The sequence below is a fragment of the Neisseria maigaei genome, from assembly GCF_958267405.1.
GTDB lineage: Bacteria > Pseudomonadota > Gammaproteobacteria > Burkholderiales > Neisseriaceae > Neisseria > Neisseria bergeri.
Genome location: NZ_CATQFT010000001.1, coordinates 61,160 through 77,402, shown reverse-complemented (window position 1 = coordinate 77,402; position 16,243 = coordinate 61,160). Strand labels below are relative to the sequence as shown.

Genomic DNA, 16,243 nt, shown 5'->3' with positions numbered 1-16,243 from the left:
TTTATGGATACTACATTGAAAACTACCTTGACTTCTGTTGCAGCAGCCTTCGCATTGTCTGCCTGTACCATGATTCCCCAATACGAGCAGCCTAAAGTCGAAGTTGCGGAAACGTTTAAAAACGATACTGCCGACAGCGGCATCCGTGCGGTCGATTTGGGTTGGCACGACTATTTTGCCGACCCGCGCCTGCAAAAGCTGATCGACATCGCACTCGAGCGCAATACCAGTTTGCGTACCGCCGTATTGAACAGCGAAATCTACCGTAAACAATACATGATCGAGCGCAACAACCTCCTGCCCACGCTTGCTGCCAATGCGAACGGCTCGCGCCAAGGCAGTTTGAGCGGCGGCAATGTCAGCAGCAGCTACAATGTCGGACTGGGTGCGGCATCTTACGAACTCGACCTGTTCGGGCGTGTACGCAGCAGCAGCGAAGCAGCACTGCAAGGCTATTTTGCCAGTGTCGCCAACCGCGATGCGGCACATTTGAGCCTGATTGCCACCGTTGCCAAAGCCTATTTCAACGAACGTTATGCCGAAGAAGCGATGTCTTTGGCGCAGCGTGTTTTGAAAACGCGCGAAGCAACCTACAAGCTGTCCGAAATGCGGTACAAGGCAGGCGTGATTTCCGCCGTCGCCCTACGTCAGCAGGAAGCCTTGATTGAATCTGCCAAAGCCGATTATGCCCATGCCGCGCGCAGCCGCGAGCAGGCGCGCAATGCCTTGGCAACCTTGATTAACCAACCGATACCCAATGACTTGCCCGCCGGTTTGCCGTTGGACAAGCAGTTTTTTGTTGAAAAACTGCCGGCCGGTTTGAGTTCCGAAGTATTGCTCGACCGTCCCGACATCCGTGCCGCCGAACACGCGCTTAAACAGGCAAACGCCAATATCGGTGCGGCACGCGCCGCCTTTTTCCCATCCATCCGCCTGACCGGAAGCGTCGGTACGGGTTCTGCCGAATTGGGCGGGCTGTTCAAAAGCGGCACAGGCGTTTGGTCGTTCGCGCCTTCCATTACCCTGCCGATTTTTACCTGGGGTACGAACAAGGCGAACCTCGATGTGGCGAAACTGCGCCAACAGGCACAAATCGTTGCCTATGAATCCGCCGTCCAATCCGCCTTTCAAGATGTGGCAAACGCATTGGCGGCGCGCGAGCAGCTGGATAAAGCCTATGACGCTTTAAGCAAACAAAGCCGCGCCTCTAAAGAAGCGTTGCGCTTGGTCGGCCTGCGTTACAAACACGGCGTATCCGGCGCGCTCGACTTGCTCGATGCGGAACGCAGCAGCTATTCGGCGGAGGGTGCGGCTTTGTCGGCACAACTGACCCGCGCCGAAAACCTTGCCGATTTGTACAAGGCGCTCGGCGGCGGATTGAAACGGGATACCCCAACCGGTAAATAACCGCCCGGGCAACCAAATGCCGTCTGAAACGATAAGGTTTCAGACGGCATTTCTTTCTTTAAAACGGTTTCCGGTACCTGCCTGCCTTTTAAGACGGCAGGCCGTATCCGTTTAGAAGGTATGTTTGACGGTTGCGGTCAGGCTACGCGGCGTGCCGTAAACGTGAATATCCGGCATCGTGCGGTAGCGTTTGTTGAACACGTTTTCAAAGTCCAAACCGATGCGGGTGGATTTGCCGATTTTGTAATGCGCGGTCAAATCCAGCGTAGCGTATGGGCGTTGGGTCAATGCAGCGGCGGCAGCCGGGTTGATATCTGCGGGATATTCGTCCAGCGTGTGGCTGCGGCTTTGCCAGTTGACGTTTGCGCCCAGGTTCAAACGGTCGGTTAGGTCATACGCGGTAAAGAGTTTGAACAAATGAACCGGATAAGACGGATGCAGTTGCTTGCCTTCGCTGTTTTTGATTTTGGAACGTGCATAAGACGCATTCAGCAGCCATTTGTCGCTCAGGCGGCCGCCGATAGAGAGTTCCACGCCTTTTGTTGTAGTGTTGTCGGCTGCACGGTAGTATTTGTCCTTACCATTCGCGAATTTGCCTGCAACCACGCCCAAATGGTCGCGTTTGTTCATAAAGGCGGATGCGGAAGCGTTCAAACGGCCTTCAAACCACGAGGCTTTTAAGCCGAGTTCATATGTTTTGCCGCGTTGCGGTTCGAGCGGTTTGCCGTTTTGATCCAAATAGCGCACTTGCGGGCGGAATATGGTGGTATAGGAGGTGTAGGCAGTCAGGTTGTCGTCTAGATCATAAGTTACACCCAAATAAGGAATGAAAACGTTTTGTTTGTGGCTGCTGTAAGCGAATTTGTTGCGCTCAGTGCTGTAACGGTATCGCCAATTCACAAAACGGCTGCCACCGATAAAGGCGAGTTTATCGGTCAGTTTGAAACGGGTCGAGCCGTAAACCGACAGGTTTTTCATATCGGTAAAACCATCGCGCGAATACGGCATATCGGGTTTGGCAATGTTGCCGTTAAAGAGGCGCAAATCAGGAATTTTCGACTCGCCTTCTTCATAAAAAGACAGGTTTTCTTTGTTGTCCTGATAGCTGATGCCTGCATTAAATTCATGCGAGCGGCCCAATGCCGGATAGTCGCCGTCCAAAATCAGGGAAAAATTCTGGTCGCGGTATTTGCTGCGGTCGCGGTCTGAAGTGAAAAGCGCGGAGTAGTCGGTATCGATTTCGTATGTACCGGCAATGCCTGAAACGATGTCGCTTTTACCTGCCAGATAGCTGTAATTGCCTGTCAGTTTCCAGCCGTTGTCAAATTCATGGCTGAGGGAAGTGAATACTTCAGCACTGGTGTCTTTGCCGTAAGCCCATTTTGCCGAGGAATTGCTGCGCGGCGAAGCCTCAAACGGTATGAATCCGTCTTTCTTATTGCCTGCTGCCGTCAGATAGCTGAAACGCGAGCTACCTTTATTGCGGAAACGGTGGATTTCCGTACCGATATTCCACTGAGTCTGAGGGGCAATGTCGTAGGAGAGAATGCCGTAGAACGTATGATTGTGGCGCGATGTATTCGGCAAGTAATCGCCGCCGTGGTCGCTGACCAAAATAGTGCGGCCGCGCAAGGTATTGTCTGCATTCAAAGGCTGATTGGCATCAAGGACAAAGCGGTAGTGGTTCCACGAACCAACTCCGGCTTCTACGCTGATGGCTGGCTTGGCAGTCGGTTTTTTACGTTCCAAAGCAACCGTACCGCCCGGCTCGCCCATACCGCCGTTGGACAAACCGCTTGCGCCGCGCACGACGACGACTTGGTCGTACAACGTGCTGTCCAGATTGTTGGTACTGCGGCGGATGGCTTTACCCTCGTAAAGGAATTTGGGCGCGCCATCTACGGAAATGCTGTCAATCGCCTGACTGCGCGAAATAAACTGGCTGTGGCCGGATACGTTGTTGCCCATTTTGCTGTGGAACACGCCCGGTGTTTGTTTCAATACGTCCTGCAAGGTATCCAAGCCTTGGTCGTCGATTTGTTTTGCCGTTACGACAGACAGGGATTGCGGTGTTTCACGCTGGGTCAGTCTGATGCCTGTCGCGGCGGAGGAAGCTGGGATGGTGTAGTTGGAAGCCGTTTGTTTTCCCAGTTCTTTGACGTGTATTTCCGGAAGGGCGGCAAGGTCTGCGGCGGAGGCGTGCGCGGCGCATAACAGCATGAGTGCGGATGATACGGCAAGCGCAGTGCGTGAAGGGCGGGGGGGGGTATGCATGATTTTTCCTTTTATAGTGGTTTGGCGGCGGGATTTTAGCAAAATGTTGTAATTATACTAGTTAGTGTAAATATTATTTAGGATTAGTTTGACTGTTGTCAAAATATATATAGTTATCTAGTTATAAGTATTTATATTATAGTGGATTAACAAAAATCAGGACAAGGCGACGAAGCCGCAGACAGTACAAATAGTACGGAACCGATTCACTTGGTGCTTCAGCACCTTAGAGAATCGTTCTCTTTGAGCTAAGGCGAGGCAACGCCGTACTGGTTTTTGTTAATCCACTATAACCCATTATAGGAGGGGAAAAAGGAAATGCTGGCGTGCTGTCGGATTGTCGCACCTTACAAAAAATGCCGTCTGAAACGGACTCTGTTTCAGACGGCATTTTAAAATGCAAGCGTTTAGAACTTGGCTTGCAGCCTTAACCAAGCGGTGCGGCCGGGTTCGTTGACGCGGGTGGTTTTGATGCCGGCGGCAGGATCGACAAATCCTCCGCTTCTGCTGACAAATTCGGCATAGGTTTTGTTGAACACATTGTCCACACCAGCTTGCAGGGTGGCGTATTTGTTGAATTTCCAACCTGCATTGACGGAAAGCACGCCGAAGCCTGCGGATGCGCCGATGTCCTGACCGATGATGTTGCCCTGTCCTTTGGCGTAGCGGTTTTGTTTGGCAACGACTTTCCACAATGCGCCCGCGCTGAATTTGCCGTTGTCGAAGGCAAGGGTGTTGTTCCATTCAAGCGGAGGTGTTTGTGCAAGCGGCAGATTGTCGGTCATGTTTTTACCGCGCGTGTAGGCAAGGTTGCTGCTGATGCTCCAGCTTGGTGCAAACTGCCATTTGGCTTCAAGTTCGCCGCCGAAACGGGTGGCATCGATGTTGCGCGCCATGGTCATGACATGTCCGCCGTGGTGCATCATGTGCTGTTCAATCAGGATATAGTCGCGGATTTTACCGGCAAAGAGTGAGGCGGCAAGGTGGAGGTTGCCCTTGTTCCAAATCATGCCTGCATCGATTTGGCGGTTGGTTTCTTTTTTCAGGTCTTCATCCCGATTGCGCTCCCAGTAGTCAGGCGAACGCTGGGCAACGCCCAAACCTGCATAATATTTGGTATTTCCCGCAGTTTGCTCGAAACGGAAGAAGCCGGAAGTCAAAGGATATTTGATGGTTCTGTTGGGGTCGCTGTTCGGATAAGTTTCGTAAACGGCAGTAACTTTATCGTGCCGCAAACCGGCAATTAGTTTTTGCTTGTCGGTACGTTGCCATGCAAGTTCGGCAAAACCGCCCAGTTGGTTAAAACTTTGTGTCGGAGCATATGCTTTTTCGGTGAATTTTTCATCGCCTGACCGTTCGGTATGGCGGTCGCGCATATAGTCGATGCCGGTTTGAAGGTTGACGTTGTCCCAATCGAAAGTGGCTTTCAGATTGCCGGTATCGGTGCGGCGTTTGGGATTCATGGCACGTTTGCCCATCATACCGACGGGGCGCAGGCTGTAGGTGTCCATAACGTGGTCGATTTCGCTGGATCCGTAGCGTGCCTCGATTTCGCTCAACCAGGGTGTGATATTGCGCTGGCTGATGCGGACATTCCACGCGTCGCGGTCGAATTTGCTGCCGTCCATCATGCGGTCGGCGTAGGCGGCCTTACCGCGGCTGCGTTCGTATGTACCGGCGATGGTGGTGTTTTCGGTCGGGGTAACGCCCAACTGAACCATTTGGCTGTCGCGTTTGAAGTTGGAATGTACGCGGTTGCCTGCTCCGTCTTTATAGTCGTCGGATTCGTTGTGTGAGACATTGAGGCGGGCATAACCGTATTTGCCGCCCGCACCTGCTTCAAAGAAGGCATCGCGTCTGCCGCTGTTGCCTAATGTGGTGCTGCCGTTGAAGGAGTAGGGTTGTTCGTGGAAGGTCGGATCTTTACGGACGAAATGTACCGAACCGCTGATCAAACCCATGCCTTGGGTAACGGTTTGCGGACCTTTGGTTACGACAACTTCGTCAAAGGTGCTGGGGTGGATATAAGAAGTTGGCGGGTCCATGCGGTTGGAACAGCCGCCGTAAACGAACTGGTCGTCTGCGTTGATGGCAAGGCGCGAGCCGCCCAAACCTCGGAACAATGGATCGCCCGAGCTGCCGCCTTTGCGGATGATGCTCATATTGGGGACGGATTGCAGCAAATCCGCGCCGTCGCCTGCCGGTAGGGGCTGGAGGGTGGCTTTGGGGTTGAATTTGACGGTGTTGGCTTTCTGCTGCTGTGTTCCGGTAACGGTAACGGGCGAGAGTTCGGCGGTTTCTTCTGCAACGGGGGCTGCCCATGCTTGGCTTAGCGCGGCTGCAAGGGGGAGGAGTAAGAAGTGGGTAGTTTTCATATTTAATCTACTTAAATGGAGGGTTGTTGTGTTAGTTCTAAAGTAGTATATAAAACTAAACTGAACGATGTATCAAAAAATGTACTTTGTTTAACATACATCAATAATGAATGTACCGGCCCGATAAAAAAATGCCGTCTGAAGCGGAAAAGGCTTCAGACGGCATTTTGAGAGACGGGTTATTTATTAAAGAAAATCAGCGTCCACGGCAAAACATATGCCTGTAGGAGGGTGAGAAGACCGACAAAGGTACAGAAAATCAGGCTGTGTTTCACGGTAAAGCGGAACAGGTTGGATTCCTTGCCCTCTAAGCCTACTGCCGCACAGGCGATGGCGATGGATTGCGGCGAAATCATTTTGCCGGTTACACCGCCGGTCGTATTGGCGGCAACGGTCAGCTCGGGGGTAACACCGATTTGATGCGCCGTGCTTGCCTGCAAAGAACCGAATAAGGCGTTTGCGGAAGTGTCCGAACCGGTCAGGAATACGCCCAACCAGCCGAGGAACGGCGAGAAGAACGGGAACACGGCACCGGTAGCGGCAAGGACGAGTGCCAATGTAGATGACAGTCCTGAATAGTTTGCCACGAATGCGAAGCCGAGTACCAAACCGATAGACAGGATGGACAGGCGCAATTCTTTGAGCGTTTCAAAGAAAGTGCCGACGGCTTCGGAAGGCTTCATTTTCAGCAGGATTGCGGAAACGATGGAAGCAAACAGGATTGCCGTACCGACTGCGCCGAGGAAGTCAATTTTGAATACGGCGGCGTATGGGGTAGGTTCGCTGACGATAGGCGCGGCTTTTTGTACCAAGTTGTGCAGCATCGGCCAGTCGAATTTGATGGTGGCAACGCCCAAAGCCTCTTTTACGCCCTTAATCGTCCACACGCTGACGAAAACGGTCAGAATGGCAAAGGGCGACCAAGCTTTGATGATTTGTCCGGCAGTGTATTCGCCCGCTTTGCGTTCGGACGGTTTTTTCATGCCGTTGAATGTAAAGATTTCTTTAGGCTGCCATTTTTTCAGGAAGGCGGACAGGCAAATCAGGCTGACCAGAGCGGAAGTAACGTCGGGCAATTCCGGGCCGATGAAGTTGGCGGTAATGAATTGGGTAACGGCGAAAGATACGCCCGCCACCAATACGGCAGGCCAAGTTTGGCGTATGCCGCGCATACCGTCCATCATAGCGACCAACCAGAAGGGTACGATAACCGACAGGATCGGCAGTTGGCGGCCGGCGACCTGACCGATGTGGTAAGGATCGAGATTGGACACTTGACCGGCAACCAAGATTGGAATACCCATCGCGCCGAAAGCCACGGGCGCGGTGTTGGCAATCAAACACAAACCGGCGGCGTAGAGCGGATTGAAGCCCAAGCCCACCAGCAAAGCGGCGGTAATCGCCACCGGCGCGCCGAAGCCTGCCGCGCCTTCGAGGAATGCGCCGAAGGAGAAGCCGACCAGCAGCATTTGCAGGCGTTGGTCTTCGGTAATCGAAACCACGGAAGCGCGGATAATGTCGAACTGCCCTGTTTTTACGGTAATTTTATACAGGAATACGGCGGTAATGATAATCCATGCAATCGGCCACAAACCGTAAGCGAAGCCATACAGCGCGGAAGAAACCGCCATACCTGCCGGCATCCCGAAGCCGAATACGGCAACGGCAAGCGCAATCAGCAGCGTATAAAGCCCCGCCTGATAGCCTTTCAGCTTCAGGACGGTCAGCGCGGCAAAGAAAAAGACGATGGGTAAGAGTGCGGCGGCGGCAGTCAGATACAGGCTGCCGCCGATTGCCGTGTAGTTTTGAACCCAAGTTTCCATAATTGAGCATCTCCGAAAATATTTTTATGATTAATAATAAAATTGGTCAAACCAATTAAGATAATACGACGCTACTTTACGAAACTTTAATATACCAGTCAATATATTTTTCAATACAAATGATGATTTTTAAAAGAATATTAATTTTATTCCTTAATAATCAAGATAGTATTTTATTTAAAAATGTAATTGAATGTAGTTCTGAAGGGGGTTGCCATGTTGGGCCTGTAATGCGGTTGACGGTGGGAGTGTTGTATTATTAGAATTTATGTTTGTTGGTCAGTCCAATTTTATTTATATTTCGGAGAAAGTTTGGCAGAAAACCGATAGAAGGAGAATGCGATTATGAAATTGATAAGGCCTCAGAAAATCAGTGATCAGGTATTGTCGGTATTGGAAGGCCGCATCGTGGAAGGGGTTTACGCGGAAGGGGGCAAGATTCCGCCCGAACGCGTTTTGGCGGAAGAGTTTGGCGTTTCGCGCCCGTCGGTCAGGTCGGCATTGAATGTTTTGGTTGCCCGTCAGGTTTTGGAAGCGAGGCAGGGCGACGGTTATTATGTTTCGGTCAAGCCGCAGCAGGATTTTTTGCAAAGTTGGCAGGAGCTTTTGGGCAAACATTCCAATTGGGAACAGGATGTTTTTGATTTCAGCTGCCACATCGAGGGCTGTATGGCGGCATTGGCGGCAGAACGCCGGACGGATGCCGATTTGAAGCGGATTCGGTTTTGGCTTGAAAAGTTTGAGGAAGCGTGCGAAAGCGGCAATTTGGAACATCAGAGCGAAGCCGATGTCAGCTTCCATCAGACGATTGCCGATGCGGCGCACAACCTGCTGTTCAGCCATTTGTCAGGCGGTTTGTTGAAAATGCTGTACCGGCAGACGCGCAGCAGTATCATCTATTTGAATCAGGAAGAGGATCCGCGTCCGAAACTGATGGCGCAGCACCGTGTATTGTATGAGGCAATATCAAACCGTCGGCCGGGCGAAGCTTCAGAAGCGGCAAAGGTTCATTTGAATTATGTGGCAAGCAGCATCATGAAAGACAGGGAGTATCAAAGCCGTAACCGCCATGCGGATACTTTGGCGCAAAACGATTTGAAGCGCGTGCAGGATTGGGCGGTGTGAATGCCGTTTAGAGACGGTCTGGCATATTCGGATGTATCGGTAGTATCACCCGATTCGAACGGGCGGATAAGGAAATGCCGTCTGAACAGTATTTGCGGTTCAGACGGCATTTTGTTTGCGGGTCGGCGGCGTTTGCTTAGAAGCCTTGCGCCAACATCGCATCGGCAACTTTGACGAAACCGGCAATGTTCGCACCATTGACGTAGTTTACTGTGTCGCCGACTTTGCCGTATTTCAGGCAGGATTCGTGGATGCTTTGCATAATGCCGAACAGGCGTTGGTCGACTTCTTCACGAGTCCAAGACAGGCGGATGGCGTTTTGGCTCATTTCCAAGCCCGAAGTTGCCACGCCGCCGGCATTGGAGGCTTTTCCCGGGGCGTAGAGGATGCCCGCTTTGATAAATTGTTCGACTGCGCCCAAAGTCGAAGGCATATTCGCGCCTTCGGCAACCACATAGCAACCGTTTGCCAACAGGGTTTTGGCGGCTTCTTCGTCCAATTCGTTCTGGGTCGCGCAGGGCAGGGCGATTTCGGCGGCAACGCCCCACGGTTTTTGGTTTTCAAAGTATTGCAAACCTTGCTCTTTGGCGTAGGTGGCAACCCGTTCGCGGCGGACTTCTTTCAATTCGATCAAGGCGGCGAGTTGTGCTTCGGTCATACCGCTGTCGGGGAAGAGGACGAAGCCGTTGGAGTCGGAAACGGTCAGCACTTTCGCGCCCAGTTGGATGGCTTTTTCGGCAGCGTATTGCGCCACGTTGCCGGAGCCGGAAATCAGTACGCGTTTGCCTTCAAAACTATCGTTGCGGGTTTGCAGCATCGCTTGGGCGAAATAGACGCAGCCGTAGCCGGTTGCTTCGGGGCGGATGAGGCTGCCGCCCCATTCCAAACCTTTGCCGGTCAGGACGGAAGAAAACTCGTTGCGGATTTTTTTGTATTGTCCGAACAGATAGCCGATTTCGCGCCCGCCTACGCCGATGTCGCCGGCCGGAACATCGGTGTCCGCGCCGATGTGGCGGTAGAGTTCGGTCATAAAGGCTTGGCAGAAGCGCATCACTTCGGCATCGGATTTGCCTTTGGGGTCGAAATCCGAACCGCCTTTGCCGCCGCCCATAGGCAGGGTGGTCAGCGCGTTTTTGAAGACTTGTTCAAAAGCGAGGAATTTCAACACGCCCAAATCGACGGTCGGATGGAAGCGCAGACCGCCTTTGTAAGGGCCGATGGCGGAGCTCATTTGCACGCGGTAGCCGCGGTTGACTTGAACCTGACCTTTATCGTCCTGCCAGGTTACGCGGAACATCACGACGCGTTCGGGTTCGACGATGCGTTCCAGTAGGCTTTGCTGGGTGTATTTCGGATTTTGTGCCAAAAACGGATCGAGGCTCATGAAGACTTCTTCAACCGCCTGATGGAACGGTTCTTGATTGGGGTTGCGTTGTTTGAGGTTGGCAAACAAGGTGTTCAAGTCAGTCATTTGGATACTCCTTTTGGTTGATATTGTACTAATGGGAAAACAAATTTGTAGGTAGCAATATAAACCTATTTTTTTCTGATGCCAAGTCTGATTTTGCACAAATTGTTGACATTATTTTTTCCATATTTTTGATATTTGATGTTTATTGCCAATAATTAATCAATAATCATAAATTAATTTTGAAAATAAAAATATTATTGGAATTTTATTTCAAGTAATTAAACTGGATTTTTTGATTCCAATCAAGGTAATTTTGTTTTCACGCCTGATTTTACTGTGGAAAAGGATTGAGATTGTCAACAATCCTGCCTGCCTGAACCTGTGTTTTGGGCATTATCCGGAAATGTTATAATATGCTCCGTTTAATTTGATGAAAGATGATGATGAAGGCCTATTTGGACTTGATGCGCCACGTCCTCGACAACGGTACGGACAAATCAGACCGCACCGGTACGGGTACGCGCTCCGTATTCGGTTATCAGATGCGTTTTGACTTGGGCAGGGGCTTTCCGCTGCTGACGACCAAAAAGCTGCATTTGCGCTCGATAATCCACGAGCTGCTGTGGTTTCTCAAAGGCGATACCAATATCAAATACCTGAAGGACAATAATGTTTCCATTTGGGACGAATGGGCGGACGAAAACGGCGATTTGGGCCCGGTTTACGGCTATCAATGGCGCAGCTGGCCCGCACCTGACGGCCGCCATATCGACCAAATTGCCAATGTGGTGGAACAAATCAAGAAAAATCCCGACTCGCGCCGTCTGATTGTATCGGCATGGAATCCGGCTTTGGTCGACGAAATGGCCTTGCCGCCTTGCCACGCGCTGTTTCAGTTTTACGTTGCCAACGGCAAACTGTCCTGCCAGCTTTACCAGCGCAGCGCGGATATTTTCCTCGGTGTACCTTTTAATATTGCCAGTTACGCGCTGTTGACGATGATGATGGCGCAAGTGTGCGGGCTGGAGGCGGGCGAGTTTGTCCATACGTTTGGCGACGCGCATTTGTACCGCAACCATTTCGAGCAGGCCGCATTGCAGTTGGAACGCGAACCGCGCGCCTTGCCTGTGATGAAAATCAATCCTGAAGTCAAAGATTTGTTTGCCTTCAAATTTGAAGATTTCGAGTTGGAAGGCTACGATCCGCATCCGCACATCAAGGCGGCAGTGTCGGTTTAGGAGGCGGTATGGGCAGGCATTTCGGGCGCAGGCGTTTTTTGACGGTTGCCGCCGTTGCGGCGGCGGGCGCGGCGGTTTCTTTTTTGCCGAATCCTTTTGCCGCCGGCGGCGAAAAACGCAACAGGGATGAAAAACGCGATGAAAATGTGTTTTTCTGGAAAGGTGTCGCGCTGGGTTCCGGCGCGGAGCTGCGCCTGTTCGGTGTGGACGACAGGCGTGCGGCGGATTTGGTCAACAAGGTTTTGGCGGAAGTGGCGCGTTTGGAAAAAATGTTCAGCCTTTACCGTGAAGACAGTCTGATCAGCCGTCTGAACCGCGACGGTTATCTGGCTTCGCCTCCGGCGGATTTCTTGGAACTGTTGAGCCTGTGCCGCGATATTCACGCACTGACGGAAGGTGCGTTCGATCCGACGGTTCAGGTGTTGTGGAAACTGTATGCCGATTATTTTTCCGCCCGTCCCGATGCGGAAACGCCGCCGCCGGAGAATAGCGTGAAGGAAGCCTTGAAGCGGGTCGGCTTCGGCAAAGTCTCGTTTGACGACCGTGAAATCCGTTTTGCCGAAAAGGGTATGGGTTTGTCCTTGAACGGCATCGCGCAAGGCTATATCACGGACAAGGTTGTTGCGCTGCTTAAAGCAAACGGCGTGCCTGCCGCGCTGGTCGATATGGGCGAAATCAGGGGGTTTGATACAAATGGCAGGCGGACTTGGAATGTCGGCATCCGCAATCCGGATGACGAAGAAGGCGTGTTGGCAAATATCACGATGAAAGACAAAGCGTTTGCCACTTCGGGCGGCTATGGGACGGTGATGGACAAAGCGGGCAGGTTTACCCATTTGTTCGATCCGCGAACCGGCGTGAGTACGCCGCGTTATAAAAGCATGAGCGTAATGGCGGATGATGCGGCGGTTGCCGATGCCTTGTCGACGGCGTTTTCCATTATGGATTTGCCTTTGATACGGTCGGTTGCCGAAAGCAGGCGGCTTAAGGTTTGGCTGCTGATGCCGGACAATACTTTGAACGAAATAGGCTGAACCTGAAGCAAAAATGCCGTCTGAAAGGCTTTCAGACGGCATTTTTGCTGTTTGGATGGCTTTTAAAGGATGCCCAAAGAATTGATGAAAACAATAATAATGGCAATCGGGGCGAGGTAGCGCAAGGTATTCAGCCACAGCAGCAGCACTGCCCGTGGTACGGTGCTGCCCGATCCGGCATCTTTTAACACAGACTGCTTGTCCTGAATCCAGGCGGTAAAGATGGAAACACTCAAAGCACCAATCGGCATAATGACGGCGGAAATAACATAGTCCCACAAATCAAAAATGGTTTTGCCGAAAACCTTAAACTCACCCCATACGCCGAAAGACAGCGCGGACGGGATGCCGATAATGAAAATAGCCGTGCCGATAAGCCAGGTATGTTTTTTGCGTTTGCGCTCGTCTTGGCGGATGGTTGCGGCGATGACCGTTTCCAACATCGAAAATGCCGAAGTCAGCGTGGCGAAAACGACCAGCAGCATAAATACCGCAAACAAAACCGTACCGAACGGCATCTTCATAAACACTGCGGGCAATACGATAAAAATCAATCCCGGGCCCTGGCTCGGTTCAAAACCGAAGGCGAATACCGCCGGGAAAATCACCAGGCCGGCAAGCAGCGAAACCAAGAGGTTCATCCACATAATCGTATGGCCGGAACGGAACATATCCTGATCTTTTCCCAAATACGAAGCGTAGGTAATCATAGCGGAAACGCCGATGCTCAAGGCAAAAAACGCCTGTCCCAAAGCCGTAATCATCGTATCGGCTTTAAAGTACGACCAATTCGGTTTGAGCAGGAAAGACACGCCCTCCATTGCACCCGGCAGCGTCAGCGAACGGATTGCCAGCGCAATAAAGAGGATAAACAGCCCCGGCATCAGATAACGGTTTGCCTTTTCAATGCCGTCTGAAATGCCGCCTTTGACCACCCAAACCGTAATCAGCATAAACAGTGCCTGATAGGACAGCGAACCTGCCGGATTGGAAATCGTTGTGCCGAACAGGGCTTCAAAGTCCGCTCCCGCATGGATTGCCCCCGTAAAACTGTGGACGACATAATTCAATACCCATCCGCCGACCACGCTGTAAAACGACAGCAAAACAAAGCAGGCGGCAACGCCCATGCGCCCGACCCAAAGCCATTGCGTACCCGGACGCAGAACCCTGAAGGAATCGACGGCATTTTTACCGCCCGTGCGCCCGATATAAAATTCGGCAAGCTGGACAGGTAGGGCGACCAAGACGGTAAATATCAAAAACAGCAGGAAAAACACCGCGCCGCCGTTGGTGCCTGCCGTATAAGGAAATTTCCAAATCGCGCCCAAACCGATGGCCGAACCTGCCGCAGCAAGGACGAAACCGATTTTGGATGACCAAGAAGTATGGTTACTCATAAAATTTATTAAGAAATGTGAAGGTAGTGCATTGTAACAAAGCACTTGACGCGGCGGCACAAGCCGGGGAAGACGCTGCAAAACTTTGCCAATAGGCTGCGTAATATCGGGGGATATTGGGATTTTCTTATTTTGAGGGATGAATTCGGGGTGTTTCTTTCCAATGAACGAATATAATTTGGCGGTTTGTTGCATCAAAGGCTTTCAGACGGCATAGGCCGTCTGAAGTTTTTATCGTGGATTAAATAGAGAATACGCATATCGTCATTTTCGCGAGAGTGGGAATACAGAATTTTAACGCTACGGTGATTTGTCCGAAACAACGACCGTCTTTTCGCCGTCATTCCCACGCAAGTGGGAATCTGGTAACGAAAAATCATAGGAAGTTATCCGAAACACAAAAAACTGAAACCGAAGGGACTGGATTCCCGCTTTCGCGGGAATGACGAGATTAAAGTTTCAGGATTTATTTAAAATAACCGAAATTCAAAAAACCGGATTCCTGCCTGCTCAGGAGTGATGGCAGAAATAAGGATATAGGTGCTTTTATTTGAATTTATGGTAAGAAGCGGTCCAAACCGTCTTCGCAGCGGATTTTTTGTTCGGACAACGTGGCTTTGAACAGTGCGTCGTTTTGCGGTAAGGCATTGCGTTCGGCTTCATTGTGCCAAAGATGGTAGGCAATGCCGGCAAATTTAAGGTTGTGGCGTTTTATGCCGTTATGGAAGAGGCGGGCGACGAACTCGCTGTCTTCGCGTCCCCAGCCGACAAAGCGGTTGTCGAAGCCGTTTACAGCCAGAGTATCGCTGCGGAAAAAGCCCATATTGCAGGTTTTGATGCCTTTGTATTTGCGGCTGCTTTGTCTGCCGATCAGGGCGGACAGGCTGCGGCAGCGCAGGGCGGACAGGCGTTTTTCTATGCCTTGGCTGAACACGGACAAATCGGGCAATTCGCCGGAATCTAAAATTTCTTGGGTGCGCCCTTGGGTCAGGATGACGCGCGAACCCTGTATCAGCCTGCCTTTACGTGCGAGCTTGAGGTGGTCGGCGACGAAGGACGGGTCGAGTATCATGTCGCCGTCGATAAGGATGATGTAGTCGCTTTTTGCCTGCGCCAGCGCGCGGTTGCGCGATTCGGCGGCGCGGAAGCCGTCGTCCGGCCGCCAAGAATGTTTGACGGGGATGTCGGTATGGCTGCGGATGAACTCGACGACTTCGGCGGTGTCTTGGCGCGAACCGTCGTCCGCGACGATGATTTCGTCGGGCAGGCGGGTTTGCGCGAGTGCGGATTTTAAAACCAGCTCCAGCGCGTCGGGACGGTTGTAGGTGGTAATAATCAAGGCGACGCTGATATTGCGGTTGCGCTCGTAAAGTTTGACATATTTGTAGTACGAACCTTGCGCATTGGCGATGGAAATGGTCAAGCCGTCCGCGCCGTAGGCGCAACCGCGTTTGAGCAGGTAGTTTTTGACAAACGATACGCTGCCGTGCAACAGGGCTTTGAAGGGTGAGCTGTCTTTTTTGTAGCGGTTTTCTTCGGCGTAGAGCGAGCTGTATTGCTGCATTTTTTGAATCAGCCCTTCGGCGTTTTCGAAGGAATAGTGTTTCAGACGACCTTCGAGCGGACGGACGTTTGCATCGGGCGGCAAGATCAGCGATTCATGTACCTGACGGTCGGAAAAACGGGTAAAGCGGCGGTGGTAAAGGCGCGGGATAATGTCGGGATACCAGCCGCAGGCTTTGATCAGGCGGCCGTTGTAGTGGTTCAGGCGCGAGAGCGAGAAGATGTTTTGTTCTTTGTTTTCCGCCACGGCTTTACGGATGGCAGCAATCAGTTCTCCGTCTGCCACTTCGTCGCTGTCTATGCTGAATATCCAATTGTTTTGCGCGAGGCGGGCGGCAAGGTTTTTCATCGGGCCGAAGCCGATGAAGTTATGTTTGTGATAACTGATGTTGGTGAAGCGTTCGGCGATTTCAAAGGTGCGGTCGGTCGAGCCGTTGTCGAGCAGCAAAACTTCGTCGAAGTCTTGAAGCGCGGTCAATACTTCGGTCAGATAACGTTCCGAGTTTTTGACCAATATAGCCGCTGTGGCGGGAATTTTCGGGTTCATAATGAGGTCGTCCGACAAAAGGTAGATGCAGGGAAAAGCCGTGTTG

At 51.8% G+C, this 16,243-nt stretch carries 10 protein-coding genes; 4 read left to right on the top strand and 6 right to left on the bottom strand.

Annotated elements, in window-relative coordinates:
* The first annotated feature begins 3 nt into the window (after nt 1-3).
* Nucleotides 4-1,407: a multidrug efflux transporter outer membrane subunit MtrE gene (mtrE, locus tag Q3O06_RS00400; protein ID WP_301817124.1), complete on the top strand. Its 1,404-nt coding sequence runs from the start codon at nt 4-6 to the stop codon at nt 1,405-1,407.
* A 111-nt stretch (nt 1,408-1,518) separates the two neighbouring features.
* On the opposite strand, the gene Q3O06_RS00395 is transcribed toward mtrE, so the two are convergent.
* From Q3O06_RS00395 to Q3O06_RS00385, 3 genes are all read right to left on the bottom strand, one after another.
* Nucleotides 1,519-3,627 (bottom strand): TonB-dependent siderophore receptor, encoded by a 2,109-nt coding sequence (locus Q3O06_RS00395; protein ID WP_373323472.1) that lies wholly within the window; start codon nt 3,625-3,627, stop codon nt 1,519-1,521.
* Nucleotides 3,628-4,088: 461 nt separating this feature from the next.
* The gene (locus Q3O06_RS00390) at nt 4,089-6,056 is read right to left on the bottom strand and encodes a TonB-dependent copper receptor (RefSeq protein ID WP_301816960.1); all 1,968 of its coding nucleotides are present in this window, start codon (nt 6,054-6,056) and stop codon (nt 4,089-4,091) included.
* 179 nt (nt 6,057-6,235) lie between these two features.
* Nucleotides 6,236-7,879: a lactate permease LctP family transporter gene (locus Q3O06_RS00385; RefSeq protein ID WP_301816959.1), complete on the bottom strand. Its 1,644-nt coding sequence runs from the start codon at nt 7,877-7,879 to the stop codon at nt 6,236-6,238.
* Between the two features lie 345 nt (nt 7,880-8,224).
* On the opposite strand from Q3O06_RS00385, the gene Q3O06_RS00380 reads away from it, so the two are divergent.
* On the top strand, nt 8,225-9,004 hold the full coding sequence (locus Q3O06_RS00380; protein ID WP_301816957.1) for a FadR/GntR family transcriptional regulator: 780 nt from the start codon (nt 8,225-8,227) through the stop codon (nt 9,002-9,004).
* Nucleotides 9,005-9,140: 136 nt separating this feature from the next.
* Here Q3O06_RS00380 and gdhA read toward each other — a convergent pair whose 3' ends face one another.
* Nucleotides 9,141-10,475: an NADP-specific glutamate dehydrogenase gene (gene gdhA, locus Q3O06_RS00375; RefSeq protein WP_301816956.1), complete on the bottom strand. Its 1,335-nt coding sequence runs from the start codon at nt 10,473-10,475 to the stop codon at nt 9,141-9,143.
* Nucleotides 10,476-10,858: 383 nt separating this feature from the next.
* Between gdhA and Q3O06_RS00370 the strand changes: the two genes are divergently transcribed.
* Together Q3O06_RS00370 and Q3O06_RS00365 are read left to right on the top strand one after the other, a co-directional pair.
* Nucleotides 10,859-11,653, top strand: a complete 795-nt coding sequence (locus Q3O06_RS00370) for a thymidylate synthase (protein WP_301817122.1) — start codon at nt 10,859-10,861, stop codon at nt 11,651-11,653.
* Between the two features lie 8 nt (nt 11,654-11,661).
* A complete protein-coding gene (locus tag Q3O06_RS00365; protein ID WP_301816954.1) occupies nt 11,662-12,687 on the top strand; it encodes an FAD:protein FMN transferase in 1,026 nt (341 codons plus the stop codon).
* Nucleotides 12,688-12,749: 62 nt separating this feature from the next.
* On the opposite strand, the gene Q3O06_RS00360 is transcribed toward Q3O06_RS00365, so the two are convergent.
* Entirely contained in the window at nt 12,750-14,087 is a 1,338-nt protein-coding gene (locus tag Q3O06_RS00360) for a sodium-dependent transporter (RefSeq protein ID WP_301816952.1), read from the bottom strand.
* Nucleotides 14,088-14,643: 556 nt separating this feature from the next.
* Nucleotides 14,644-16,197 carry a glycosyltransferase family 2 protein gene (locus Q3O06_RS00355; RefSeq protein ID WP_301816950.1) on the bottom strand — a complete coding sequence of 518 codons (1,554 nt, stop codon included), beginning with the start codon at nt 16,195-16,197 and terminating at the stop codon, nt 14,644-14,646.
* Between the last annotated feature and the right edge of the window lie 46 nt (nt 16,198-16,243).

Coding starts and splice junctions, on each gene's coding strand:
- mtrE (WP_301817124.1), top strand. CDS start 4: ATGGATACTACATTGAAAACTACCTTGACTTCTGTTGCAGCAGCCTTC.
- Q3O06_RS00395 (WP_373323472.1), bottom strand. CDS start 3,627: ATGCTGTTATGCGCCGCGCACGCCTCCGCCGCAGACCTTGCCGCCCTT.
- Q3O06_RS00390 (WP_301816960.1), bottom strand. CDS start 6,056: ATGAAAACTACCCACTTCTTACTCCTCCCCCTTGCAGCCGCGCTAAGC.
- Q3O06_RS00385 (WP_301816959.1), bottom strand. CDS start 7,879: ATGGAAACTTGGGTTCAAAACTACACGGCAATCGGCGGCAGCCTGTAT.
- Q3O06_RS00380 (WP_301816957.1), top strand. CDS start 8,225: ATGAAATTGATAAGGCCTCAGAAAATCAGTGATCAGGTATTGTCGGTA.
- gdhA (WP_301816956.1), bottom strand. CDS start 10,475: ATGACTGACTTGAACACCTTGTTTGCCAACCTCAAACAACGCAACCCC.
- Q3O06_RS00370 (WP_301817122.1), top strand. CDS start 10,859: ATGAAGGCCTATTTGGACTTGATGCGCCACGTCCTCGACAACGGTACG.
- Q3O06_RS00365 (WP_301816954.1), top strand. CDS start 11,662: ATGGGCAGGCATTTCGGGCGCAGGCGTTTTTTGACGGTTGCCGCCGTT.
- Q3O06_RS00360 (WP_301816952.1), bottom strand. CDS start 14,087: ATGAGTAACCATACTTCTTGGTCATCCAAAATCGGTTTCGTCCTTGCT.
- Q3O06_RS00355 (WP_301816950.1), bottom strand. CDS start 16,197: ATGAACCCGAAAATTCCCGCCACAGCGGCTATATTGGTCAAAAACTCG.